The organism is Arthrobacter sp. L77 (assembly GCF_000816565.1).
GTDB lineage: Bacteria > Actinomycetota > Actinomycetes > Actinomycetales > Micrococcaceae > Arthrobacter_D > Arthrobacter_D antioxidans.
In genome coordinates this window covers 333,662-356,384 of the sequence record NZ_JWSU01000005.1, presented here as the reverse complement: position 1 = coordinate 356,384, position 22,723 = coordinate 333,662, and the positions used below count along the sequence as shown (strand labels likewise).

General features: G+C 70.8%; 22 protein-coding genes and 1 pseudogene. 13 read left to right on the top strand and 10 right to left on the bottom strand.

Features of this window, described 5'->3' with window-relative positions:
* Positions 1-67 precede the first annotated feature (67 nt).
* On the top strand, positions 68-271 hold the full coding sequence (locus tag RY94_RS09695) for a cold-shock protein (protein ID WP_026533290.1): 204 nt from the start codon (positions 68-70) through the stop codon (positions 269-271).
* Between the two features lie 230 nt (positions 272-501).
* Here RY94_RS09695 and RY94_RS09690 read toward each other — a convergent pair whose 3' ends face one another.
* Positions 502-4,179 carry a TM0106 family RecB-like putative nuclease gene (locus RY94_RS09690; protein ID WP_043444432.1) on the bottom strand — a complete coding sequence of 1,226 codons (3,678 nt, stop codon included), beginning with the start codon at positions 4,177-4,179 and terminating at the stop codon, positions 502-504.
* Between the two features lie 297 nt (positions 4,180-4,476).
* Here RY94_RS09690 and RY94_RS09685 point away from each other — a divergent pair, with 297 nt between their 5' ends.
* From RY94_RS09685 to RY94_RS09675, 3 genes are read left to right on the top strand one after another with little or no spacing between them, the layout of a single operon-like run.
* Entirely contained in the window at positions 4,477-4,935 is a 459-nt protein-coding gene (locus RY94_RS09685; protein WP_043444430.1) for a DUF3817 domain-containing protein, read from the top strand.
* Between the two features lie 7 nt (positions 4,936-4,942).
* Positions 4,943-5,311, top strand: a complete 369-nt coding sequence (locus RY94_RS09680; RefSeq protein WP_052274206.1) for a hypothetical protein — start codon at positions 4,943-4,945, stop codon at positions 5,309-5,311.
* A complete protein-coding gene (locus tag RY94_RS09675) occupies positions 5,304-5,636 on the top strand; it encodes a DUF3253 domain-containing protein (protein ID WP_082046230.1) in 333 nt (110 codons plus the stop codon). Before RY94_RS09680 ends, RY94_RS09675 begins: the two co-directional genes overlap by 8 nt.
* Positions 5,637-5,661: 25 nt before the next feature.
* On the opposite strand, the gene RY94_RS09670 is transcribed toward RY94_RS09675, so the two are convergent.
* From RY94_RS09670 to RY94_RS09655, 4 genes are read right to left on the bottom strand one after another with little or no spacing between them, the layout of a single operon-like run.
* On the bottom strand, positions 5,662-6,663 hold the full coding sequence (locus RY94_RS09670) for a glycoside hydrolase family 43 protein (RefSeq protein ID WP_231554485.1): 1,002 nt from the start codon (positions 6,661-6,663) through the stop codon (positions 5,662-5,664).
* Positions 6,660-7,550 carry a carbohydrate ABC transporter permease gene (locus RY94_RS09665; protein WP_043444428.1) on the bottom strand — a complete coding sequence of 297 codons (891 nt, stop codon included), beginning with the start codon at positions 7,548-7,550 and terminating at the stop codon, positions 6,660-6,662. Before RY94_RS09665 ends, RY94_RS09670 begins: the two co-directional genes overlap by 4 nt.
* On the bottom strand, positions 7,547-8,521 hold the full coding sequence (locus tag RY94_RS09660) for a carbohydrate ABC transporter permease (RefSeq protein ID WP_043444426.1): 975 nt from the start codon (positions 8,519-8,521) through the stop codon (positions 7,547-7,549). Before RY94_RS09660 ends, RY94_RS09665 begins: the two co-directional genes overlap by 4 nt.
* Positions 8,522-8,526: 5 nt before the next feature.
* A complete protein-coding gene (locus RY94_RS09655; RefSeq protein WP_156135117.1) occupies positions 8,527-9,840 on the bottom strand; it encodes an ABC transporter substrate-binding protein in 1,314 nt (437 codons plus the stop codon).
* 170 nt (positions 9,841-10,010) lie between these two features.
* On the opposite strand from RY94_RS09655, the gene RY94_RS09650 reads away from it, so the two are divergent.
* From RY94_RS09650 to RY94_RS09640, 3 genes are read left to right on the top strand one after another with little or no spacing between them, the layout of a single operon-like run.
* On the top strand, positions 10,011-11,042 hold the full coding sequence (locus tag RY94_RS09650) for a LacI family DNA-binding transcriptional regulator (RefSeq protein WP_052274204.1): 1,032 nt from the start codon (positions 10,011-10,013) through the stop codon (positions 11,040-11,042).
* A 40-nt stretch (positions 11,043-11,082) separates the two neighbouring features.
* Positions 11,083-12,921: a glycoside hydrolase family 2 protein gene (locus tag RY94_RS09645; protein WP_043444424.1), complete on the top strand. Its 1,839-nt coding sequence runs from the start codon at positions 11,083-11,085 to the stop codon at positions 12,919-12,921.
* Positions 12,914-13,780 (top strand): phytanoyl-CoA dioxygenase family protein, encoded by an 867-nt coding sequence (locus RY94_RS09640; RefSeq protein WP_197060643.1) that lies wholly within the window; start codon positions 12,914-12,916, stop codon positions 13,778-13,780. The genes RY94_RS09645 and RY94_RS09640 overlap by 8 nt, the downstream gene beginning before the upstream one ends.
* Positions 13,781-13,871: 91 nt before the next feature.
* On the opposite strand, the gene RY94_RS09635 is transcribed toward RY94_RS09640, so the two are convergent.
* The 3 genes from RY94_RS09635 to RY94_RS09625 form a co-directional block, all read right to left on the bottom strand.
* Positions 13,872-14,900: an isopenicillin N synthase family dioxygenase gene (locus RY94_RS09635; protein WP_043444422.1), complete on the bottom strand. Its 1,029-nt coding sequence runs from the start codon at positions 14,898-14,900 to the stop codon at positions 13,872-13,874.
* A gap of 44 nt (positions 14,901-14,944) precedes the next feature.
* The gene (locus RY94_RS09630; RefSeq protein ID WP_082046229.1) at positions 14,945-15,433 is read right to left on the bottom strand and encodes a YkvA family protein; all 489 of its coding nucleotides are present in this window, start codon (positions 15,431-15,433) and stop codon (positions 14,945-14,947) included.
* 78 nt (positions 15,434-15,511) lie between these two features.
* A complete protein-coding gene (locus RY94_RS09625) occupies positions 15,512-16,153 on the bottom strand; it encodes a TetR/AcrR family transcriptional regulator (RefSeq protein WP_052274203.1) in 642 nt (213 codons plus the stop codon).
* Between the two features lie 64 nt (positions 16,154-16,217).
* Between RY94_RS09625 and RY94_RS09620 the strand changes: the two genes are divergently transcribed.
* Together RY94_RS09620 and RY94_RS09615 are read left to right on the top strand one after the other, a co-directional pair.
* Positions 16,218-17,201: an ATP-binding cassette domain-containing protein gene (locus RY94_RS09620; protein ID WP_043444421.1), complete on the top strand. Its 984-nt coding sequence runs from the start codon at positions 16,218-16,220 to the stop codon at positions 17,199-17,201.
* Between the two features lie 3 nt (positions 17,202-17,204).
* Positions 17,205-18,509, top strand: coding sequence for a YhgE/Pip family protein (locus RY94_RS09615; RefSeq protein ID WP_052274202.1), 1,305 nt, complete (start codon positions 17,205-17,207; stop codon positions 18,507-18,509).
* On the opposite strand, the pseudogene RY94_RS17860 reads toward RY94_RS09615, so the two are convergent.
* Positions 18,463-18,681: pseudogene (locus RY94_RS17860) on the bottom strand (CoA transferase); the annotation flags it as partial. The gene RY94_RS09615 and the pseudogene RY94_RS17860 overlap by 47 nt on opposite strands.
* On the opposite strand from RY94_RS17860, the gene RY94_RS09610 reads away from it, so the two are divergent.
* Both RY94_RS09610 and RY94_RS09605 read left to right on the top strand, forming a co-directional pair.
* The gene (locus RY94_RS09610) at positions 18,581-19,690 is read left to right on the top strand and encodes a YhgE/Pip family protein (RefSeq protein ID WP_231554494.1); all 1,110 of its coding nucleotides are present in this window, start codon (positions 18,581-18,583) and stop codon (positions 19,688-19,690) included. The pseudogene RY94_RS17860 and the gene RY94_RS09610 overlap by 101 nt on opposite strands.
* A 97-nt stretch (positions 19,691-19,787) precedes the next feature.
* The gene (locus RY94_RS09605; protein ID WP_043444419.1) at positions 19,788-20,108 is read left to right on the top strand and encodes a putative quinol monooxygenase; all 321 of its coding nucleotides are present in this window, start codon (positions 19,788-19,790) and stop codon (positions 20,106-20,108) included.
* Between the two features lie 182 nt (positions 20,109-20,290).
* On the opposite strand, the gene RY94_RS09600 is transcribed toward RY94_RS09605, so the two are convergent.
* Positions 20,291-20,938 carry a GNAT family N-acetyltransferase gene (locus RY94_RS09600; protein ID WP_331375519.1) on the bottom strand — a complete coding sequence of 216 codons (648 nt, stop codon included), beginning with the start codon at positions 20,936-20,938 and terminating at the stop codon, positions 20,291-20,293.
* Between the two features lie 181 nt (positions 20,939-21,119).
* On the opposite strand from RY94_RS09600, the gene RY94_RS09595 reads away from it, so the two are divergent.
* Positions 21,120-22,109, top strand: a complete 990-nt coding sequence (locus RY94_RS09595; RefSeq protein ID WP_231554484.1) for an alpha/beta hydrolase — start codon at positions 21,120-21,122, stop codon at positions 22,107-22,109.
* Between the two features lie 119 nt (positions 22,110-22,228).
* Entirely contained in the window at positions 22,229-22,537 is a 309-nt protein-coding gene (locus RY94_RS09590) for a lipopolysaccharide assembly protein LapA domain-containing protein (protein ID WP_082046225.1), read from the top strand.
* Positions 22,538-22,723: the final 186 nt, after the last annotated feature.

The following is a 22,723-nucleotide window of genomic DNA, read 5'->3' as shown; positions in this document are numbered from 1 at the left end:
CAAGCACGCCGCGACTGGGGCGCTCCGAAAGTCGGAGTGCGTCTGAATTTCAGAAGGATAAACAAAAATGGCAACAGGTACCGTGAAGTGGTTCAACGCTGAAAAGGGCTTTGGATTCATTGCTCCCGACGACGGAAGCGCAGACGTGTTCGCACACTTCTCCGCCATCAATGCGAGCGGCTACCGCTCGCTTGACGAGAACCAGAAGGTCAGCTTCGACACCGAGCAGGGCCCCAAGGGTCCTCAGGCGTCGAACATCCAGCCCCTCTAAGGCTCGGATCTTCCACTAGATCTTTTCGCGAGTAGCAGGTCGGACCCCGGTCCGGCCTGCTTCTTCGTTAACCGGGCCCTGTCGGCGGACCGCCCGCGTGCCGGCGCCGCCTCGACCGTAGCGCCGGCTCGACCGCCGCGCCGCCCACGCGTCCGCGCCGGCTCGATCGCCGTGCCGGACCGCTCGCGCAGGCTCGACCGCCGTGCCCGGCCGGGACGCAGGGGCTTCCCTCAGCCCTCCCCGGCGCAGAGACCGATGAACGCACCGAGCTCTTCCAGCGCGGCCGGGGTGGACGGCATGTGCTCGGTCAGCCGCGGGGACCTGACGACGACGGCGCGCCACTGCCCCCGCGAGACCGCGACGTTCACGCGGTTGCGATCGAGCAGGAACCCGATGCCGCGGGGTGCTTCCGCGGCGGAGGACGCCGTCATGGTGACGACCACGATCACGGCCTGCTGACCCTGGAACTTATCCACCGTTCCCACCCGGACGTCCCCCAACCCGGCCGTCCGCAGGGCCTGCCGGGTGAGCTGCACCTGGGCGTTGTACGGGGCGACCACCAGGATGTCCTCCTGCGCGAGCGGGCGCGGGACGGCGCCCGGCTCCGGGGTCCAGGCCAGACCGAGGTGGCGCCGCACCTGGGTGACGACCTCCGCTGCCTCCTGGGCCGAGGCCGTCGCGTTGCCCTCGTGGTCGACGACGACGCATTCGATGCCCGGCCGTTCTCCCTCCAGGTGCCGCCCGCGTGCCGCCGTGGCCGTGGTCAGCCTGCCGTCGTAGGCGAAGACCGACACCGCGTGGCACAAGTCCGGATGCATGCGCCAGGTGTCCGCGAGGAAGTAGCCGAACTGCCCGGGCAGCGTCGCGTGTCCGGCGGACAGCCAGCCGAGGGCGGATGCGTCGACCGGCTCCGGGTGGGTGCCCTGGGTGACCTGGGGGAGTTGCTGCGGGTCGCCGAGGAGCAGGAGCCTGCGTGCGGCGCGGGCCACGGCCATCGTGTTCGCGAGCGAGAACTGTCCCGCCTCGTCGATGACCAGCAGGTCCAGGGACCGCGCCGGCACCCTGCTCCCGGTCATCGTCCAGGCCGTCCCCCCGACCAGGCAGCCGCCGGCTCCGCCGATCAGGCGCGCGACGTCGTCGTCGGACCGTTGCGTCCAGGGCGTGTCCGGAGTCTCGGTGCGCTTGGCCACCTGGTCGGCGGGGACGCCGGCCTCGACGGCACGGCGCAGCAGGTTCTCGACGACGGCGTGCGACTGCGCGACGACGCCCACCTTCCATCCGCTGCGCACCAGACGCGCGATGACGTCCGCGCCGACGTGGGTCTTGCCGGTGCCGGGCGGACCCTGCACGGCGAGATACGAGTCCTGGAGGAGATGGAGGGCGGCGGTGATGGCCTCGGCATACCCGTCATCGCGCGGCGGTGCCGTGGGCAGTTCGGCGCCGCCGGCGAGGCGTGGGGGGATGCGCCGCAGGAGGTCGAGCGCGGGATCCCCGGGCACGTCCGGGAGCGTCCGGCCCACCCGGTCCGCGAGGTCCACCAGGGCGTCCTGCATCGACCTCGTCATGAGTGGCTGGTCGGGGGCCAGCGCGAGGGGCAGTTCGGGACGCTCCGGTGCTCCTCGCCGCAGCTTCTCCCTGAGCACCACGGTCGCGACGCCGTCCGCGTCCTCGGACAGCTCCATCACCTCGACGCCGAACCAGCCACCGCGCCCCGTGCCGCCGGTGTCGATGCTGTCCGCATCGGACGGGACGGGCGCGTCGTAGATCGCGAAGTAGGTGGAGCCCTCACGGATGTCGGCGCCCGCCGTCAGGGTCCCGGTCGCCTTGAGCAGACGGACGGGGTTCGAGCGGGACGTCGGCTTCGCCCAGTCCTGCACCACCTCGAGCGTGCGGAACACCAGCACGTCACGCGCGTCGTCCCAGGTGTGGGCGGGGGAGGCGAGCCGGTCGAAATGGGACCACCAGAACTGCTTGCGCTCCCGGCGGTGATATCCGACGGCGGCCGCGACGAGCGCGATGGCCTGCTGCTCCGGGTCCTTCCCCGGAGCGCCCGGCAGGTCGGCGAGGTACGCCAGCAGCCGGGCCTCCTCGGGAGCGGGTCCGTAGGCGGGGTGCTCCCCGGCGTCGGGCGCGGCGGAGGTGGCCCCAGGTGAGGTGGGTCCCGCGGCGTCGTGCACGGAGGTCGGCGACGTCGAGGGCGCATCGTCGGGCGCAGGGAGGTGCGCGCCGTCGGGCGTGTCGGCGCGGGCCGCCGCCGGTCCACGGGGCTGCGGCCCCGCCCCGTGCCGCAGCCCGAGCGAGAGCAGCCAGTCCCGGAGCCCGAGCGTCGAGAGGCAGTCGTAACGGTTGTAGTCGGTGATGCCGGCGAGGATCTCCGCCGCGGCGGCGCTGTCGCCGGCGTCGCGCGCGGCGCAGTAGGCGGCATAGGCGACGACCGACGCCCCGGCATCGGTCACGTCCCCGGAGCGGAGGGTGCCCCCCATGTAGAGGGGCTCGAGCTTCTTCAGGCTGTAGGAGCGCTCGGAGATGCGGAGGCTGTGGCGCACGGTGTCGTAGAGGTCCACGAGGACGCCGTCGCGGAGCAGGGTGTCCACGGCGTCCTCGCCGATCACGTGGACGAGGGACAGCCGCCGCAGGGCGCTCTTCTCGTAGGCCGCGTAATGGTAGACGTGCAGGTCCGGGTACTGCACACGGCGCTGCCGGACGTACTCGAGGAAGCGGACGAACGCCGTGCGCTCCTCCGCACGGCTGTGGGCCCAGAAGGGACGGAACGGAGGCTCGCCGTCGCGGTCCGTGGGTTGCTCGACGACGCCGAACAGGTATTCGATGCCCCAGCTGCCGTCGCCGGGATCCTGCCACAGGGGGTCGCCCTCGAAGTCGAAGAAGATGTCGCCGGGGCTCGGCGCGGGCAGGGCCCGCAGCGTGTGCCGGGGGAGGACACGGTAGGACAGCGCGCGCTCGGCGCCTCCGGCATCGCGGTAGGTGACGCCCCCGTCCACCGCGATCCCGCCCACCTGCAGGCGTGCCTGCTCCTGCAGCCGCGTCAGCGCGGTGTCCTCCGGGCGGTCGGGCATCGCGGCGAGGTCGTCGATCGTGGAGATGCCCTCGCCGTGGAGCCGCGCCCGGCGGTCGGTGGTCATCCCGGCCACCAGCAGCAGGTCCCGTGATGCCAGCACCTGCTCGGCGCAGTAGTCGCACCGCCCGCACGCGGCGACTCCCGGCGCACCCCAGGCCACGGGGTCCGGCTGCCCCCGGTGGCCGTGCACGAGCTCGAGGAAGCGGGTGCGGCGCTCGCGGAACACGGGCAGCAGATCGGGCAGTCGATGGGTGCTGCGGCTGCGGTCACCGAGGACCAGCGTCACCTCGTCCGCCGTCGGGATGCCCGCCGCCTGCAGCTGGTCGCCGTACGCCGCGAGCTGCAGCAGGGCGCCGACCTTGGCGTGGCGGGCGAGCTTGGTGTCCCAGACGGCGTACGCGCCGTCGTCCTGCCGGACGAGGAAGTCCGAGCGCCCGTGGAACACGCCGTCGAAGAACGCCGCCTGGAACACGACGGCCGCGCCGGAGCGCAGGGCGCGGAGCGACTCCTCCTGCTTGGCCGCCAGGGTGGCGCGGTCCATGGATGCGGCCGGTTCGACGTCGTACACGCCCGACACGTTGCCCGGTGACCACAGCCCGTGCTCGGCGACCAGCTCGTCGAGGACCTTGTGCTCGTGCACGTCCCCGAGGGCGGCGGCGCGCTGCAACATCTCGTCCACGGGGAACTGTGCCCGTGGGGTCCGTCCCAGCTTCTCGTCGAGGATGCGCAGGAGCCGGTACCCGCACTCCGACGCCGTGACGAGGTCCGTCGCCGAGAACACGAGGTCGGGGGAGGTCGCGTCCGGGCCGCCATCGGCGTCGAGCAGGAACATGGGCCGCTGATCCTTTCGTCGTGGTGCCGGGGAGGGCAGCAGTCCATCACGGGCCGCCGACGATCCTGTGATCGTGGTCATGGGGCGTCCGGCCCGGCAGGCGGTGCCGGGAGCCAGCCGGCGGTGCAGCCGACAGTAGAGGATACCCGGCATGGCCGCATGGAGGACCTCTTCGAGGAACGCCGGCGCGCAGGGGCCGCCGCCGGGGCAGGGGGCCCCGGGCACGCGGGCCCGCCGAGGGTCTGGGAGAATTGGAGGCACCGACCACCGACCGACCACCGACCGACCAGGAGCCCCATGAACCCCCGCACGCTTTTCCGCACCGTCGCTGTCGCGGAGGCGGTGACCTGGGCCTTCCTGCTGCTGGGCATGTTCCTCAAGTACGTCACGCGGACCACGGAGGCGGTCGTTCCTCCGGCGGGTGCCGTGCACGGTTTCGTGTTCCTCTGCTTCGTGGCGACGACCGTCTTCATCTGGGTCAACCAGCGCTGGTCGGTGGTGACGGGGCTGCTGGGTCTCGCCTCGGCGGTCGTCCCGTTCGCGACCATCCCGTACGAGCGGTGGATCGAGCGCCGCGGACAGCTCGCCGGGTCCTGGCGCCTCGCCCCGGGAGCCGAGACGCCCCGCACCCCCGTGGAGCAGCTCCAGGCGTGGGTGCTGCGCAGTCCGCTCGTCGCGCTGCTGGTCGCCGTCGTCGGGATCTCCGTGGTCTTCAGCGTGCTGCTGATCGTCGGCCCTCCCGGATCCTCGAGCTGAGGCACGCATGAGCGACCTGCGGAACACCACGGACGACGAGCGGTTCTTCCTCCACAGCGGCCGCCGCTGGCGGAAGACCGACCCCTCGCTGCCGGACGATGTGAAGGCACGCCTGATGTCCCACCTGGGCCGCGGACGCTCGGGCGTGCGCAACAGTGCCAAGGGCGACGACGGCGCTGCCCTGCCCCGCGCGCGGCGCACCGTCCAGCTCGCGAAGGAAGGACTCGGCGAGCGGGGGACGCCCTGGTGGGAGCAGTCGGCGGCCGAACGCACCGCGCGGTGGACCGCAGCCCTGAAGGAGCTGGACCGCCTGCACCCGAAGAAGCCCGGCGGCTCCGCCGACCGCCCGGTGGAGGACGCGCCCGTCGATGACTGACGGGGTCACGGACCCCGAGCTGCGGGCCGAGATCCTGAGGATCGCCGCGCAGCGGGGTAGCGGGAAGACGCTGTGCCCGTCCGAGGCCGCGCGCGGCATCGGCGGGGACCGGTGGCGCGACCTGATGCCCGCCGCGCGGCGTATCGCCTTCGACCTGGCCGGTGAGGGGCTCGTCCATGTCACCCAGCACGGCGAGCCGGTGGCCCCGGACGCGCGCGGCCCGATCCGTATCCGCTGGATCGACGGCGGGGCTGCGACGACGGACGATATCGGGGCCGCGACGACGAACGACGGCGCCTCGGGGGAAGCGCCGTCGTCCGGGTGATGCTCGTGCCCCGCAGTCGGGGTGCTCAGCTGTCCGTCAGTGTCAGTCCGGTTCCCGTCCATTCGACCGGTTCCGCGTGCATCGACCGGTAGGTCACCGCTGCGTCCCAGCTGTGGAACAGGAGGTAGGCCTGACCGTCGGGAGCGATGGCCAGGTCCTGTCCGCCCGGGCCGATGTAGCGATCGCCGCCGAAGGAGTCCGACGTGAGGAAGGGCTCCGGCGCCTTCTCCCAGAGCCCCTCGAGTGCCGGGGCCGAGGCCTGGCCCACGTTGTAGGACCGTCCGCCGTAGTCGTTGCTGGAGTAGAGCAGCACGTACCCGCCGTCACGCGGCACGACGGTCGGGGCCTCGACGAGGTTGCCCTCCCACGGGAGGTCCTGCCTGATGAGCTTCTGCGTCGGTCCGGCGAGTGACAGACCGTCCGCCGTGAGCGGTGCCGTCTGGATCCAGGTGTCCTTGTCGCAGCAGTTGCCGTCGTTCTTCCAGACCAGGTTCAGGCCCTCGTCGGTCACGAAGGTGCTGGCGTCGATGGCCCCGCCCTCGTCCTCGGGGCAGACCAGCATCGCGTCCCCGGCGACCGTGAACGGCCCCGCAGGGTCCGTGGCGGTGGCGACGCCGATGCACTGCACCGTGGGTTCGAAGTTGGTACTGGTGAAATAGAGGACGAACTGTCCCTCCACCACCTCGGTCACCTCGGGCGCCCAGGTCTTGCCCGGGATGATCCACGAGGGGAGCTCCGGCAGCGCGTCGGCGTCGAGCTGCTCCCATTCGAGGAGGTCCGTGGACGTCGCCACCTGGACGTTCTTGCGGTTCCCCTCGGTCGCGTAGGCGTAGTAGGTGTCACCGACCTGGAGGATGTCCGGATCGGCGAACTCCTCGTCCAGCACCCTGGTGGGGTTCTGCTCCGCCGCCGTGGGCGCGGCCTCCGACGCCTCCGACGGCTCCGACGGAGCACAGCCGGCGGTCGCCGCGGCAAGCGCGGCGACCGCCAGCAGGGCGAGCAGGCGGCCCGGGAGCGGACGGGTCACCCCTTCACCCCGGACCGCGACACACCTTCGATGATGAAGCGCTGGAGGAAGACGAACAGGGCGAGCACCGGCACGCTGGCGATCACGGCACCGGCCATCAGGAGGTCGTAGCGGACGGCGTTGGCCGACTGCAGCGTGGACAGGCCCGGCGGCAGGGTCTGCACCTCGGGCGTGAACAGCACGTAGACCGGCCACAGGAAGTCGTTCCAGTTACCGAGGAACGCCAGCAGTGCCAGGGTGGCCATGGCCGGCTTCGCGAGCGGCAGGATGATGCGCGTGAACATCTGGAAGCGGTTCGCGCCGTCGATCCGCGCAGCCTCCTCGAGGTCGTCCGGCAGGGAGATGAAGAACTGCCGCATGAAGAACACACCGAACGCGGAGGCCGCCGTCGGCACGATGATCGCGACGAGCGAGTTCAGCCAGCCGAGGTCGCTGACGAGCAGGTAGTTCGGGATCACGAGGATCACCGGAGGGACCAGCAGCGTCGCGACGATGACCGCGAAGACGATCTTCTTGCCGCGGAAGTTCATCCGGGCCAGCGGGTATGCGGCCAGGGAGGCCGTCACGACCACGAGCGCCGAGTGGATGATCGCGGCCACCATGCTGTTCGCGAACCACCGCAGCACGGGGGTGTTGGTCCCCGGGGCGAGGATCGTCCTGTATGCCTCGAGGGAGAAGGGGTTGGGGATCCACGACGGCGGGATGGCCGTCGCGTCGGCGCGCGTCTTGAACGAGGTGACGATCATGAAGATCATCGGGCTGATGAAGATCAGCGCCACGAGCGCGAGGAGGACGATCTTGACGAGGGTGCGGGGCTGGATCCTGCGCGCCTGCTTCGCCGACGGGGCGTCCGTGGGGGTGGTGCGGGTATCGACGGCCGAGCTCATCGGGCATCCTTCCGTTCGCGGAACAGCCAGAAGACCACGAGGCTCAGGCCGATGAGGAAGACGGTCAGCACGTAGCTCATGGCGGCGGCGCTGCCCATCTGGAAGTTGCGGAGGCCCGTATCCGCGATCTGGTAGATCGCCGTGCGGGTCTCCCTGCCCGGTCCGCCCTGGGTGATCAGGTAGGACTGCCCGAACATGTTGACCGACGCGATCAGGGTGGTGAGGGTCACGAAGGACAGCACGGGGCGGAGGCCGGGGATCGTGACGTTCACGAACTGCTGCCAGGGGCTGGCGCCGTCCATCCGGGCCGCCTCGTAGAGCTCCGAGGGGATGTCCTGGAGGCCGGCCAGGTAGATGACGGCGTTGAATCCGAGGGTCCACCACACGGTCACGCCCACGAGGGCCACCCATGCGGCCGGGGTCGAGGTGGTCCAGGCGATGTCGTTCGGGAGGCCCAGCAGTCCGAGGTAGTAGTTGACCAGGCCGATGTTGTTGTCGAGCAGGTACCGCCACATCACGGCCACGACCGCGACGCCCAGGACGTAGGGCGCGAAGTAGACCGCCCGGAAGAAGTTCCGGCCCGGGAACTTCTTGGCCATGAGCAGTGCCACGGCGAGCGGGATGGTGAGCAGGAGCGGCACGCTGAACAGGGTGAAGATGCCGGTGGCCTGCATCGACCCCCAGAAGTTCGTGAACTGCCTGGAATCGGGCGTGAACAGCTCGACGTAGTTCTGGAGACCCACGAACGGCTTGAGCGGCCGCGTGTAGTCCCAGGTGTGCAGGCTGATCCAGGCGCCGAAGACGATGGGCACCAGGACGAACGCGATGAACAGGACGAGATACGGGGCCAGGAACAGCCACGGGGTGGCGGCGGCCTGCTTGCGGATCTCGCGGGACGACGACGTCCCCGACGGGCGGGGTGCCCCCTTCCGTGAGGAGGCACCCCCTTCTTGCTGCTTCAGCGTGGTCATGGTTCTTACTCTCCGAACGACGCTTTGTTCTCTTCCATGAGGGACGAGGCGTTGTCTGCTGCCTCGGTCATGGCGTCCTCGGGTGATTCCTCGCCGAGGACCGCCTTGTTGACGCCGACCTCGAGGGTCTCCGTCTGGACGGCACCGATACCGGGGACCGGCGGGAGGAAGCGCATGGAGTCGATCTCCTCGGCGATGGCCTCCTGCGGCATGCCCTCGAGGGCACCCTCCGCGCGGACGGATTCGCGGGCGGGGATCATGCCGGAACCGGCCCACTCGGCCGAGTTCTCGCTCATCCAGGCGATGAACACCTTGGCTGCGTTCTGCTTGTCGGGATCGGGCTGTGCCTGGCGGGGCAGGAAGAAGTTGTGCGAGCTGGCCCAGACGGCCTTCTCGTCGAAGATCGTGGGGATGGGCGCCGAGGCGTAGGACATGCCGGACGCCTCGAGGTCGTTGAGCTGCCAGATGCCGTCCCAGGTGATCGACGTCTCGCCGTTCTTGAACGCGACGTACTGCGAGTCGATCGCGACGTTGGAGGGGCTGTACCCGTCCTCGACGATGCCCCGCTGCCAGTCGATGGCCTCGAGGCCCTCGGGGGAGGCGAAGTTGGCCTTGGAGGCCTCGGCGTCGTACGGCTCGTTGCCGTTCTGCCACTGGAGGGAGAGGTTCATCAGGTGGCTCGGCCAGAGCGACGGCATCCAGAACGGGGTGTCGTAGCCCGCAGCCTGCAGCTTCGTGAGCGCGTCCTCGAAGGATGCCGCGTCGGTGGGGGCCTCGGTGATGCCGGCCTTCTCGAAGTGCTCCGTGTTGTAGTACATGGCCAGGGAGTGGACATCCAGGGGGACGCCGAACCGCTCGTCCTGGTAGACGCCGGCGTCCCAGACTTCCTGAGTGAAGTCGTCACCCGTCAGCTCCAGCGTGTCCGTGAGGTCGTCGACCGGCACGATCACGTTGCGTGCGGCCATCGAGGACAGCTGGTCCAGGTGCATGACGCCGACGTCGGGGCCTTCGCCTGCGGTGACAGCCGCCGGGAGGCGCTGGTAGAAGTCCGCCCACTGCATGGTGTTGGAGCTGACCTTGATGTTCTCGTGCTCGGCGTTGAACTCCTCGATCATGGTCTCCATGAACGGGCCGTCACCGCCGGTGAAGCCGTTCCAGAAGGAGAGTTCGACCGCGGGGCCGTCGTACTCGCCGGTGAATTCACTGGCGGCCGGCTCACTGCCGGAACCGCCGCATGCGGTCAGGCCGAGCAGTGCGACGGCGCCCAGGGCCGTGGCGGCCCGCAGGCGTCCGCGCAGGGATCGCTTCGGATGGTTCATGGTGTCCTCCTCGTTGAAAACGTTGCGCACTTCCAGGTGAGTGGCTCAGCGTGTGACCGAGCTTACAGCGCTGTAAAATTAGTGTCCAGCGATTTGTCGCACGGAGTTCCGGCCCGGGCCGGCGCCCCCGGGTCTCCGATTTAGACTGGGATCGACCCGAGGAGACCCAGATGAGGAAAGTCCGACTTGCGGATGTGGCCGAAGTGGCCGGCGTGTCGATGAAGACGGTGTCGAACGTCGTCCACAACTACCCGCACGTCACGCCCGAGATGCGCCGGAAGGTGCAGCAGGCCATCGACGAACTGGGGTACAAGCCCAATCTGACGGCGCGGCGGCTGGCGACGGGCAAGACCGGCATGATCGCCCTCGCGATCCCGGAGATCGACCACCCGTACTTCTCCGAACTCTCGCGGTACATCGCGGAGGAGGCCAGCCGCCTGGGCTACCGGGTCATCGTGGAGCAGACGCTGAGCAATCCGGAGGCGGAGCGGGCGGTCCTGAGCGACCGCGAGGCGGGCCTCGTGGACGGCGTCATCTTCCACCCCGTGCGGATGCAGTCCATCGAGGTCGCCCGGCTGCAGCGCGACGTCCCGGTGGTGCTCCTCGGGGAGTCGACCATGCCCGTCACGGCCGATCACGTCATGATCGACAACGTGGTGGCGGCGCAGGAGGGCGTGCGGCACCTCGTGGGTGAGGGGAGGCGCCGCATCGCGTTCCTCGGTGTGGTCTCTGGGGACACCACGGGATCAACGGACCAGCGGCTCCTCGGGTACCAGCAGGGCCTCGTCGACGCGAAGATGCCCCTCGACCCGGGCCTGGTGCTGTCGGTGTCCGACTTCACGCCGGAGGAGAGTGCCCGGGCGGTGGCCCACGCCCTCGCCTCCGGCCTCGCGTTCGACGGCCTCATCTGCCGCGACGACAGGTTCGCGACCGGCGCGTTGTTCGCACTGCGGCAGGCAGGCGTCCAGGTGCCCCGCGACGTCGCCGTCGTCGGGTGGGACGACACCGAGCTCGGTCGATGGGCCACCCCGCCGCTGACCTCGATCGCACCGGACAAGCGGGAACTCGCGGCCACGGCCCTGGAGCTGCTGCGCGAGCGGATCGACGGCTACCACGGCGTGGGGCGGCACCGCATCGTCTCCCACGCGCTGACGATCCGCGAGAGCGCACCCCTCGGAGCCCCCGCCCTCATGCCCCGATAAAAGGCTTTACAGCGCTGCAAAAATGGGACAAGATATCGGCATGCCGAATCCAGAAGCGTTGACAGCCAGTACCCAGGACGGGACCTACCCGCGGCCCCAGCTCCTCCGCCGCCGATGGATGGATCTCGGCGGCCAGTGGGACTTCAGCCATGACGACGACGACGCGGGCGAAGCGGATCGCTGGTTCTCCGCCGGTGCGCCGTTCCCCCTCACCATCACCGTCCCGTACCCGCCCGAGTCCGCGATGTCGGGTGTGCACGAGACCGGTTTCCACCCGGTGGTCTGGTACCGCCGGACGATCACGCAGGCGGACATCGACGAGAGCGGTCGCGCGGGTGAGGGTGACCGGCTGCTCCTCCACTTCGGCGCGGTGGACTACCGGGCGACGGTCTGGATCAACGGGCAGCTCGTCGGCTCCCACGAGGGTGGCCAGAGCCCCTTCTCGTTCGACGTGACCAGCCACGCCGTCACGGGCGAGGACCTGGTGCTCGTCGTCCGGGCCGAGGACGACCCGCACGACGTCGCCCAGCCCCGCGGCAAGCAGGACTGGCTCGAGGATCCGCACGTCATCTGGTACCACCGCACCACCGGCATCTGGCAGCCCGTCTGGCTGGAGTCCGTCCCGGCGTCGTTCATCGAGGCCGTGACCTGGGAGCCGGACGTCCCGAACGGCTCCGCCCGCCTCGAGCTCGCGATCTCGCCGCAGCGCGTCGGCGCCCTGACGGTGCGGGTGGACCTGAGCTTCGACGGCCAGCCACTGGGCACCTATTCGACGTCGGCCGCCCAGTCCCGCGTGGTGATGGACTGCGTGATCCCGCACCAGGCCAACGGCCAGGCCTACGAGTCGCTGCTGTGGTCCCCGGACCATCCCCGCCTGATCGACGCGACCGTCACCCTGCTCGACGCCGACGGTTCGCCGGTGGACGAGGTGTGGTCCTACTTCGGCCTGCGCAGCGTCGGGACGGCGGGACGCCACTTCCTCCTCAACGACCGCCCCTTCTACGTGCGGTCGGTGCTCGAGCAGGGCTACTGGCCGGATTCGCTCCTCGCCGCACCGGATGCCGCCGCGCTGCGCGAGGAGGTCCAGCTCATCAAGGACCTCGGCTTCAATGCCGCCCGCCTGCACGAGAAGGTGGAGGACCCCCGGTTCCTCTACTGGGCGGACCGCCTCGGCCTGCTGGTCTGGGGGGAGATGGGCAGCACCTTCGAGTTCTCGCCGACCGCGATGGAGCGCGTGGCCCGGGAATGGGCGAGCGTTGTGCAGCGTGACCGGTCCCACCCGTGCATCGTGACCTGGGTTCCCCTCAACGAGAGCTGGGGCGTCCAGCAGATCTCCCACAGTCCGGCACAGAAGCACTTCGCCCAGGCCATGTACCACCTCACGAAGGCCCTCGACGCGTCCCGCCCGGTCATCTCCAACGACGGCTGGGAGCACGTGGAGTCGGACATCTTCACCATCCACGACTACGCGACGACGTACGACGACCTCCACGCGAACTACCGGGACCTGCCGACCTTCCAGTCGCTCGTCGACGGCGTGGGGCCCGCCGGGCGCCGCCTGAGCGTCCTGCCGGGCCTGCCGCGGACCGAGCCGGTCATGGTGTCCGAGTTCGGGGGGATCCTCTACGCGCCGAACAGTCCCATCGAGACGTGGGGCTACTCCACCGCCGAGTCCGGCGAGGACTTCGCACGGCGTCTTGAGGCGCTGTTCACGGCCCTCCAGGACAGCCCCTTCCTGTCCGGGTTCTGCTACACCCAGCTGACCGACACCCTGCAGGAGGCGAACGGCCTCACGGACGAGAACCGGAAGCCCAAGCTGCCCGTGGCGGAGATCCGGAAGATCGTGATGGGCAAGGCCTGGAGGCCCGACCATGTCTGATCCCACCGGCATGCACGGGTCCGTCGCGTCCCGGATCCCCGACGGGGCGTCGCCCGAGGCCGCTGCGGCCGTCGAAGGCCTGTACACCCGCGGCGTGATCGCGCAGCAGGGTGCGTTCACGCGCGAGTGGGCGGCGGAGATGCGCGAGGACATCGACGCGGCTCTCGCCGAGGCGCTCGCACGCCCGAACGGGGCGGTCGGGCGTGGGCCGAAGCGGTACTACGTCGAGATCCACCCCGAACAGCTGCGGGGCTGGGTGGACCTCGTGGACCACCCGTGGGTGCGCATGGTGTGCGAGTCCGTCCTGGGTCCGGACTACGAGATCGTGGAGCTCGGGTTCGACGTCCCGGGCCCCGGCGCCGTCAACCAGCCGTGGCACCGCGACTTCCCGATGCCGGAGGAGACGCGGGAGACCGGGCGGCTGACGTCGCTGGCGTTCAACCTCACCGCCGTCGACACCGAGGAGGACATGGGCCCCTTCGAGGTCGCTCCCGGCACGCAGTGGGACCTGCCCGAGGGCTTCGACCACGAGATGTTCCCGCCGAAGTCGGCGTACGCGCGGTACGAGGCTCTCGCCGAGCGCAAGTACCCGAGGATGGGTGACATCTCCGCCCGCTCCGCGCTGACGATCCACCGCGGCACGAGGAACGAGTCGCAGAAGTCCCGGCCTGTCCTGGTGCTCGGGGTGGACGCCCCCGGCGCGGGCAACGCGGAACACCACGCCATGGCCGTGACGAAGCCCTTCTACGACGCCCTGCCCGAGCGGGTCCGCCGCCACGTGGTCTGCCCTGTGGTGGACGCCCTGGTGCCGATCACGCAGAAACACTCCATCGAGGGCCTCATGATGGGCGAGGCCTGAGCGTCCTCCCTGCAGGTTCCATGAACGACGACGGCGGCACCCGGATGGGTGCCGCCGTCGTCGTGCGTGCGGGGCACAGGGCCCGGATGAGCTACTTCCGCGCGAGCTCCGGGTGGTGCAGTTCGGTGACGTCCGGGTGCGCACGCGCCCGGCCCTTCAGCATGTTGGAGCCGTAGGAGGACAGCATCGGGTTCTCGGGGTCGTCCGAGATGCCGCGGGCCGTGGCCCGCAGGTCCTCGGTCAGGGGGACCGGCTCGATCACGGCGTCGAGGCGCGGGGACCAGAAGAACGGGACGGCGTAGCGGTCCACGCCCGGTGCGGGTGCGGTGACGCGGTGGATGGTGGCCGCGAGGTAGCCCTCGGTGGCCACCTCGAGCATCTCGCCGAGGTTGACCACGAGCGCCCCCGGGATCGGTGTGACCGGGACCCACTCGTCGGCGCCGTGGGGGAGGACCTCGAGGCCGCCCACCTGGTCCTGCAGGAGGAGGGTCACGAACCCGTAGTCGGCGTGGGCGCCCACGCCCTGCGAGCCGGCTCCCTCGACGACCCCGCCCACGTAGTGCACGAGCTTGGCCATCCAGGCCGGGGTGCCCTCGAAGGGTTCGGCGAAGTAGTCCTCGGGGAGGTGGAGGGCGACGGCGATCGCCGAGAGGAGCTCGGCGCCGACGCGCGACATCAGCGCCGCCCACGCCATGGCCTGCTCCTCGAGCTCGGGCAGCGCGGTGCGGGGCCAGAGGTTGGGGCCCTGCAGGAGCCAGTACGGCTCGTCGGCGGGGTAGTCCGCCAGGGGCTCGCGCTCGGGGGAGAAGTCGATCTGCTCGCGGGCGTCGGGGCGGCCGCGCGTGATCTCGGTGCCGAGGCCGGCGTAGCCGCGGAAGTGCGGCGAGGACCGGTTGTGGATCCGGAGGCGCTCCTCCAGCGGGAGGTCGAAGAAGCGGCGGGTGACGTCGAAGAGATCGTCCGCCTGCGTGGGGGTGGCGCCGTAGTTGATGATGTGGAAGAAGCCGACGGTGTGGGCGGCGTCGCGCAGTTCCTCGATGAAGCCGGGGGTGAAGGATCCGTCGGCGGAGCGGGCGGTGCTGAGGTCAAGGGTTGGGATCGATCCCGGGGACTGCTGCATGCGCAGCAGACTACGCCCGGTGGAAAACCGGCCCTGCCTTTGCGTTACGCCGTGTTGCGGCCGGCCCCGCCGGCCCCGTCGGTGCCGTCATCACTGCCTGTCCCGTCGGTCCCGTCCGCTCCGGGTTCCCTCACGCCCGCCAGCGCGCGGACGGCGCGCAGGCCGGCGTCGGATCCCTTCCAGTGCCGGGCCAGTGCCTCCGGACCTGCCGTCCGCACCACGGCCCGCAGGGTGACGGCGATCACGACGACGTCGTCCGCGTAGCCGATCACGGGCAGGAAGTCCGGCACGAGGTCGATCGGCACCACGAGGTAGACCGCGAGGAGGCCGAGCAGGACGCGCGTCCGCACCGGGACCGAACGGTCCGCGGCGAGGCGGCGGATGAGACCGACGAGGTCCGGGCCCAGGCGCAGCGCGTCCCGTAGCGAGATGACGTCCGGATGCCGCCGTGCATAGACGGCGAGGCAGGCGAGGAGGAACGCATAGGCGGCCAGGAGCCCGACGGCGATCTCGAGGACCGGTTCCCAGTCCATGGTCCCCCTTTCCCGTCGTCATGCCCTTGGGTGGGCAGGTTCCGACGGTAACGCCGCGGGGGCCGGGGCGGCCAGCCGTCAGGGGGCGAGGGCCGCGCGCAGTACTGCCGCGATGCTCTCGGTGACCTGCTCCTCGGTGATGGCCTCGGGATCGGCCGCGCACTCGACGGCCATGCCGTTCACCGTGGCCAGCAGGATGGTCGCGAAGACCGTGTAGTGCGCGGGGTCCGACGGTGCGCCGAACGCGGCGGCCCGCTCGGCGAGGGTGGAGGCGAGGAGGGTGCGCCGGGTGCGGCGGTGCTCGCGGAAGACCTCCCCGACCTCCGGATCGCGGCCGGCCTGCAGGGCGAACTCGACGACGAGCGCGTGCCAGCGCTGTTCACGCACGACGCCGCGGGCGAGGTAGCGGGCGGCGTGCAGGACCGTCTCGTCCAGCGAGTTCAGGTGGTCCACGCGGCTGAGGATGTCGGCGGCGGTATCGGCGAGCCGCTCGCTCAGGAGCGTGGCGAAGAGTTCCTGCTTCGAGCCGAAGTTGGAATAGACCGCGCCCTTCGTGTAGCCGGCACGCTGGGCGATCGTGTCCAGGCGGGCGGCCACGTAGCCGATCTCCTCGAAGACCTCCAGGGCTGCCGCGAGCAGTCCCGCGCGTACGTCTTCCCGGCGTGGGCGGCGTCGGGGCCGTCCTTCCGTTCCGCCGCCACTGGCATCCATGATCGTCATTCGTCCTCCTGCGATTACGATACCATTGGTATTGAATACTTTGGGTATTGAAATTGAAGGACACATGACCACCTCTCCGCCCGCACCGCAGCATCGTCCCGCCGATCCCGCGTCGGCCGTTCCCGTGTCGGCTGTTCCCGTGTCGGCCATCCCTGCGCCGGCCGTTCCCTCGTCGGCCGTTCCCGCGTCGGCCGCCTCCGGGTCGGCCGTCTCCGGGTCGGCCGTCCCCGCGGCCCTCTCCGTCGAGGGGCTCACCCTCCGTGCCGGGAAGCGCATGATCTTCGAGGGCGTCACCTTCGACGTCCCCGCCGGGTCGCTGGCCGTCCTCGCGGGAGCCTCGGGGACCGGCAAGACAGCCCTCGCCCTGGCGCTCGCCGGGCGGCTCGTCCCGACCGCCGGTCAGGCGTCCGTCCTCGGCCACGCGCTGCCGCGGCATGCCGGCACGGTGCGCCGCCGGGTCGGCTTCACGGGGAACGACACCGTGGTGCCGCTCGACGAGACGCTCACCGTCCGGCACCACGTGGCCGATGCGCTGAAGCTGGCCGGGCCGTGGTGGAAGCCCGCCGCCTCCCGGGATCAGGTGGACCGCGTCATCACCACCGCCAACACCCTGCTCGGCGCCCTCGAGGAGGCCTTCGGCGAGGACCCCGCGGCCGTGCCACTCAGGCATGCCCGGCTCCACCGCAGCGAGCTCGTCCGCGACGCCTCTCCGGTGGCGCGCTTCACGCTCGGCGTCGTCCTCGCCCTCGTCCCGGGCCCCGACGTCCTGGTGGTCGACGACGTCGACCGGCTCCGCACCGCCGACGAGCGTCGCGCCGCCTGGGCCGCGCTCCTCACCGTCGAGCGGACACGCCGCGAGGACTCCGTCCCGCTGACCGTCGTCGCCACCTGCCAGGACGCCCGTGAGCTCGAGGGCCTCGGCGGGGCCGGGCCCCGGATCAGCGCGCTCCCGCTGCGCCCCGCCGTCGTGCACGTGCTCGGCTCCGAGCCGGGTCCCGCAGCAGTGCCCGAACCTCCCGCACCGATCCCAGTCTCCGAAATCAGGTAACCCGTGTTCTCCCTGCTCCGCACGGAACTTTCCCGTTTCCGCATCACCCTGAAATCGAGGGCGGCGCTGCTGATCATCGCGATCATCCCCGCCCTGTACGGGGGTCTCTACCTCGCCGCCAACTGGGACCCGACCGGGAACCTCGACCACCTCACGGCCGCGGTCGTCAACGAGGACGAGCCCGCCACCGCCGCGGGTCCCGACGGCTCCGAGAGCACCATCTCCGCCGGCGCCGACCTCACCGACACCCTCACCTCCTCCGACGACGCCGGGTTCACCTGGGTGGAGGTCGGCCGGGAAGATGCGGAGAGGGGGCTCGACGACGGCACCTACGCCGCGTCGCTGGACATCCCAGCAGAGTTCTCCTCGACCCTCGCCTCCGTCGGCGGCGAGGAGCCCGCGCAGGCGATGCTCCACATCACCACCGACGACGCCGACAGCTACATCGTGGGCCAGGTCGGCAACACCGTGGCCGCGAACCTGCAGCGCCAGGTGCGTTCCGGTGCCACGGCGGACTACCTCGACAGCATCTACCTCGGCTTCTCCTCCCTCCACGGCAAGCTCGCCGAGGCCGGCGAGGGTGCCGGGACGATCGCCGACGGCGCCCGCAGCGCGGACGAGGGGAGTGCCTCGCTCGTCGTCGGTCTGGGCAGCCTCGTGGACGGCAGCACCCGACTGTCCTCCGGTAGCGCCCAGGTGGCCGCCGGCGCCGCCGACCTCTCGGCCGGGGCCGGGGATCTCGCCGCCGGGCTGGGACGGCTCGACACCGCCACGATGGACCTGGTCCCGCAGGCACAGCAGCTCGCCGACGGTGCCTCGTCGGCCGCCACGGGTGGAGTGGCCCTGCAGGACGGCGCCGCGCAGCTCGCCACCGGGACGCAGTCCGTCGCCGACGGCGCGGGCCGGCTCTCCGCCTCCGCCGCGACCCTGGCCGACGGCACGCGCCAGGTCGCCGACGGCGTCGGGCAGGTGGGGGACGGCGCGGACGCCCTCGCTGCGGGCGCCACCGATCTCCAGGCCGGGGCCGGACAGTCAGCGGGTGGATCACGCACCGTCGCCGACGGGCTCGCGCAGCTCACCGCGACCTACGCCGCCCTCTCCGACGCCGAGCGGCTCGCCGCACTGCAGCAACTCAGCACCGGCGCGGACGCTGCGGCCACCGGCAGCGAACAGGTCTCGGCCGGAGCAGGCACGCTGGCTTCGTCCGCCGCCGACCTCGCCGGCGGCGCCCGCACGGCCTCGACCGGTGCCGCCGGTGCGGCCGACGNTCCGTTCCGACGGCGATCGCCACAGGGCCGTCGGCCGTGAGCAGGGTCTCGTAGGGGGCGATGCTGGGGTGGGCATTTCCCATCCGCTGGGGCGCCTGGCCGGTCGCCAGGGTGCTCGATGCCTGGTTGACCAGTCCGGAGAGCAGGGACGACAGCAGGTTGACCTCCACGCGCTGGCCCCTCCCGGTGGCGTCCCTGGAGCGCAGTGCGGCGACGGTGTCGCAGGGTGCCGCCGATCTCTCCGGTGGTCTCGCCCGGCTCTCCGACGGGACCGCGGCTCTCGCCGCGAACACCCCGGGACTCCGCGACGGGATCGTGTCCGCCTCCGGCGGCGCAGCGCAGCTCGCCACCGGTGCGGATACCCTCAGCGCGGGTGCGACGGAGGTGTCCGGGGGAGCGGCGTCGCTCTCCGACGGCTCCAGCCAGGCCTACGACGGCGCCACCTCGCTCGAGGGCGGACTCGGCCGGCTCTCCAGCGGGTCACAGGACCTCGCGCAGCAGCTGGACCAGGGTGCTCAGCAGGTGCCGGAGTACACGGAGGGGCAACGCGCCGAGCTGGGTGACGTCGCGTCCTCGCCGGTCGCGATCGAGCGGACACACGACAATGCCGTGGACGCCTACGGCGAGGGTATGGCGCCCTACTTCATCCCGCTGGCCCTCTGGGTGGGCGGCATGGTGACGTACATCGTCCTGCGCGCCGTCTCGCCGCGGGCCCTGGCTTCCACGGCGGCGTCCTGGCGCGTGTCCGCCGCCGGCTACCTGCAGGGCGCCCTCCTGGCGGTCCTCCAGGCGCTGGTCCTGCTGGGTATCCTGATGGCCGGCGTCGGTCTGACCACGCCCCACCCCGTGGGACTGCTGGCCTTCACCATCCTCACCGCGCTGGTCTTCACGGCCATCCACCAGTCGCTCGTCGCGCTGCTCGGCGGTGTCGGCAGGCTCGTGGCGCTGGTGCTGCTCATGCTGCAGCTCACCACCGCGGGCGGGACCTACCCCGTGGCCACCGAGCCCGGGTTCTTCCAGTTCCTGAGCCCGCTCCTGCCGATGACCCATGCCGTGACCGGGCTGCGCCACCTGATCGCGGGTGGGGACCCCGGCGTCGTCTGGCTCGCGGCCGGGCAGCTCCTGGTCTTCTTCGTCCTGGCGGCGGCGCTGTCCGTCGTCGCATCCCACCGCGGCCGCTCGTGGTCGATGGAGAAGCTGCACCCGAGCCTCGCGATCTGACAACTCCTCCTGCACACGAGGCGGGCCGGCATGCGGCCTGCGGAAGGACCTTATAGGTTGGAGAGGTACCGAGCATCCACCAGGAAGGCACCATCCCATGATCTTCATCGTCGTCAAATTCACCGTGAAGCCCGAGTGGAGTGACCGCTGGATCGACCTGACGCGGGACTTCACGGAGGCCACGCGCCAGGAGCCGGGCAACCTCTGGTTCGACTGGTCCCGCAGCGTCGAGGACCCCCACCAGTTCGTGCTCGTCGAGGCGTTCCAGGACGACGCCGCGGAGGCGCACGTGAGCAGCGACCACTTCACCCAGGCGATGCAGGACATGCCGCAGGCACTCGTGAAGACCCCGGAGATCATCAGCGAACGGATCGGCGCCGAGGGCTGGGGCCAGATGGGCGAGCTCACCGTCGCCTAGCGTTTCGGCAAGGCGTTCATCGGGAGGACGCCCGGTGAACGTCACACCCGGCCGGGGCACCCATCAGGGGTTCCCGGTCCTCCGTCGGGCATTTGTCGGGCATGGCCCGATACCCGTCCCGTTCGCCCGGGCACCAGCCAGGGGCTCCCCGGTGCACCTGTCCGGCGTACGTCGGGCGCCCGTCAGGCGTTCCCCGGCGCGCCGGGAAGCGCCTGTTCCAGGATGAAATCGTCCTCGAAGCGGTCACCCAGCCGGAAGCGCTTGGTTCCGACGCGCCGGAAACCATGTTTCGTGTAGAACCGGAGGGCGCGCGCATTCTCCTGGTTCACGCCGAGCCATACCCCCGGCAACCCGGACCCCGCGGCGAGCTCGAGGGTCCGCCGCATCAGGGCCGCGGCGGCGCCGCGCCCGTGCTGGTCGGGGTGGACGTAGAACTTGCTGAGTTCCACGGTGGGCGAGATCGAGAGTGCGGCGAGCACGTCCGGATCCGTGGGCTGCTCCAGCACCACCATGCTCCAGCCGCGGATGCGGTCGCCCTCGCGCAGGCAGAGGAGGGTGTGCTGCGGGGCTTCGATGTACGCGGTGAAGCGTTCGGCGGAGAGCTGGGTCGCGATGTGCCGCGCGATGTCCTCGGGCAGCGAATCGGCCGGGCAGGCCAGGGGGAAGGTGACGGCCGCGACGGCGGCCAGCTGCGCGGCGTCGGCGACGGTCGCCGTCGTGATCGCGACGGGCATGCGGGTGGCGGGCTCGGGGCCCGGGCCCGTGCCGGCGTCGTCCGTCCTGCCCCGCGGCCTGTCGAGTGGCCTGTCCACGGTCTCGTCTGTGCTCATGAAACCAATGTATTCCGACCCGCACCCGGGCGCGGATCCTGAGGTCGTGGCGGGGCGGCGGCGCCGTGTCCGTGACGAGTGACACACTGGTGGCGGCGGTATTGCCCGAGGTGAACGGTGCCCGGCGGTCCCGCCGGAGCAGCGCCGGCGGTCGTCCGGCAGGAGCAGATCGACGAGGATCATGATGACAACCGATACAGAACAGCAGGACGCCTACCGCGAGGACATCCTGGGGGCGGACTACGAGGTGCGGACGCTGTCCCTGCGTCCCGACGAGGAGGGCGACGTCGTCGCGACGCTCGTGCGCCGCACCCTCCCCGCCGGCTCGCGCCGGGCCGTCCTCTACGTGCACGGCTTTGTGGACTACTTCTTCCAGACGCACCTCGCCGACGCCTGGCTGGCCGCCGGCTTCGACTTCTACGCGCTGGACCTCCGCAAGTACGGCCGGTCCGTCCGTGAGCACCAGACGCCGAACTACATCACGTCGCTGGACGCGTACGACGAAGAGCTCGACGAGGCGGCGCGCATCATCCGCGAGGACGAGGGCCACGACGTCCTCGCGGTCATCGGCCACTCCACGGGCGGCCTGGTCACGTCCCTGTGGGCGCACCGCCGTCGCGGACAGGGGATCGTCGATGCCCTCCTCCTCAACAGTCCCTGGTTCGACCTCAACGCGAGCCTGTTCCAGCGCACCCTCGGCACCGCGGCCGTGCATCGCCTCGGGACGCTCAGGCCGCGTGCCGTCGTCGGGAAGCTCGGCACCGCGTACGGCCGGTACCTGCACCGGGCATCGGGAGGTGAATGGGACTACGACCTGGCGTGGAAGCCCCACGGAGGCTTCCCCGTCGTCGCCGGCTGGCTGCGCGCCATCCGCCACGGGCACGCGGAACTGAACCGTGGCCTCGCGATCGACTGCCCCGTGCTGGTCGCGTGCTCGGACGCCACCTCGAATCCCGTGAAGGAGCCCGCGCGCATCTCCTCGACCGACGTCGTGCTCGACGTCGCGCATATCGCCGGGCGGGCGCCGAAGCTCGGCAGGCTCGTCACCCTCGTGCGCATCGCGGGCGGCATCCATGACCTCGCGCTCTCGCCGGAGCCGGCCCGGGTGCAGTTCTTCGAAGAAGTCGAGCGCTGGCAGGAGGCCTACATCCCGGATGCCGACCAGGGCTGACGAGGCCCTCCGGGTCCCCTGCGCGAGACATCATCCGAGCCACAAGTAAGCATGCTTAGTAGTAGGCTGGACTCTTCGGGCAGGGCTATCGCCCTGTTCCTCGACGAAAGGGATCCACCATGACGACAGGCGACACGCCCCAGCCGCATCACGGCACGACGGCGCCGGCAGGCAAGGGCGAGTCCCACACGCGGGCGGGCGCTATCTGGACGGCGGTCATCGCAGCCCTCGTGCTCCTCGTGCTCCTGATCGTGTTCTTCCTGCAGAACGATGCTCCGGTCCTCGTGACGTTCTTCGGCCTCGAGGGATCCATCGCGCTCGGCCTCGCACTGCTCATCGCGGCGGTCGGCGGCGGCGCCGTGGTGGCACTCATCGGCGCGGTCCGCATCATCCAGCTCCGGACGGCGGCACGGCGCAACCGCCGCTGAGGGGTTCGGCGGCCCCGCTGAACGAGGGCACCTGGCGGCTCCCGCCGCTGAGCGAAGGGGCGTAGCCCCCGCTGCACGAAGGGATCGAGCGGCTCCTGCCATTGAGCGACGGGGCGTGGCCGCCGCTGAACAAAAGCATCTGGCGGTTCATGCCGCTGAACGAATGTACGCAACGGCTCCAGCCGC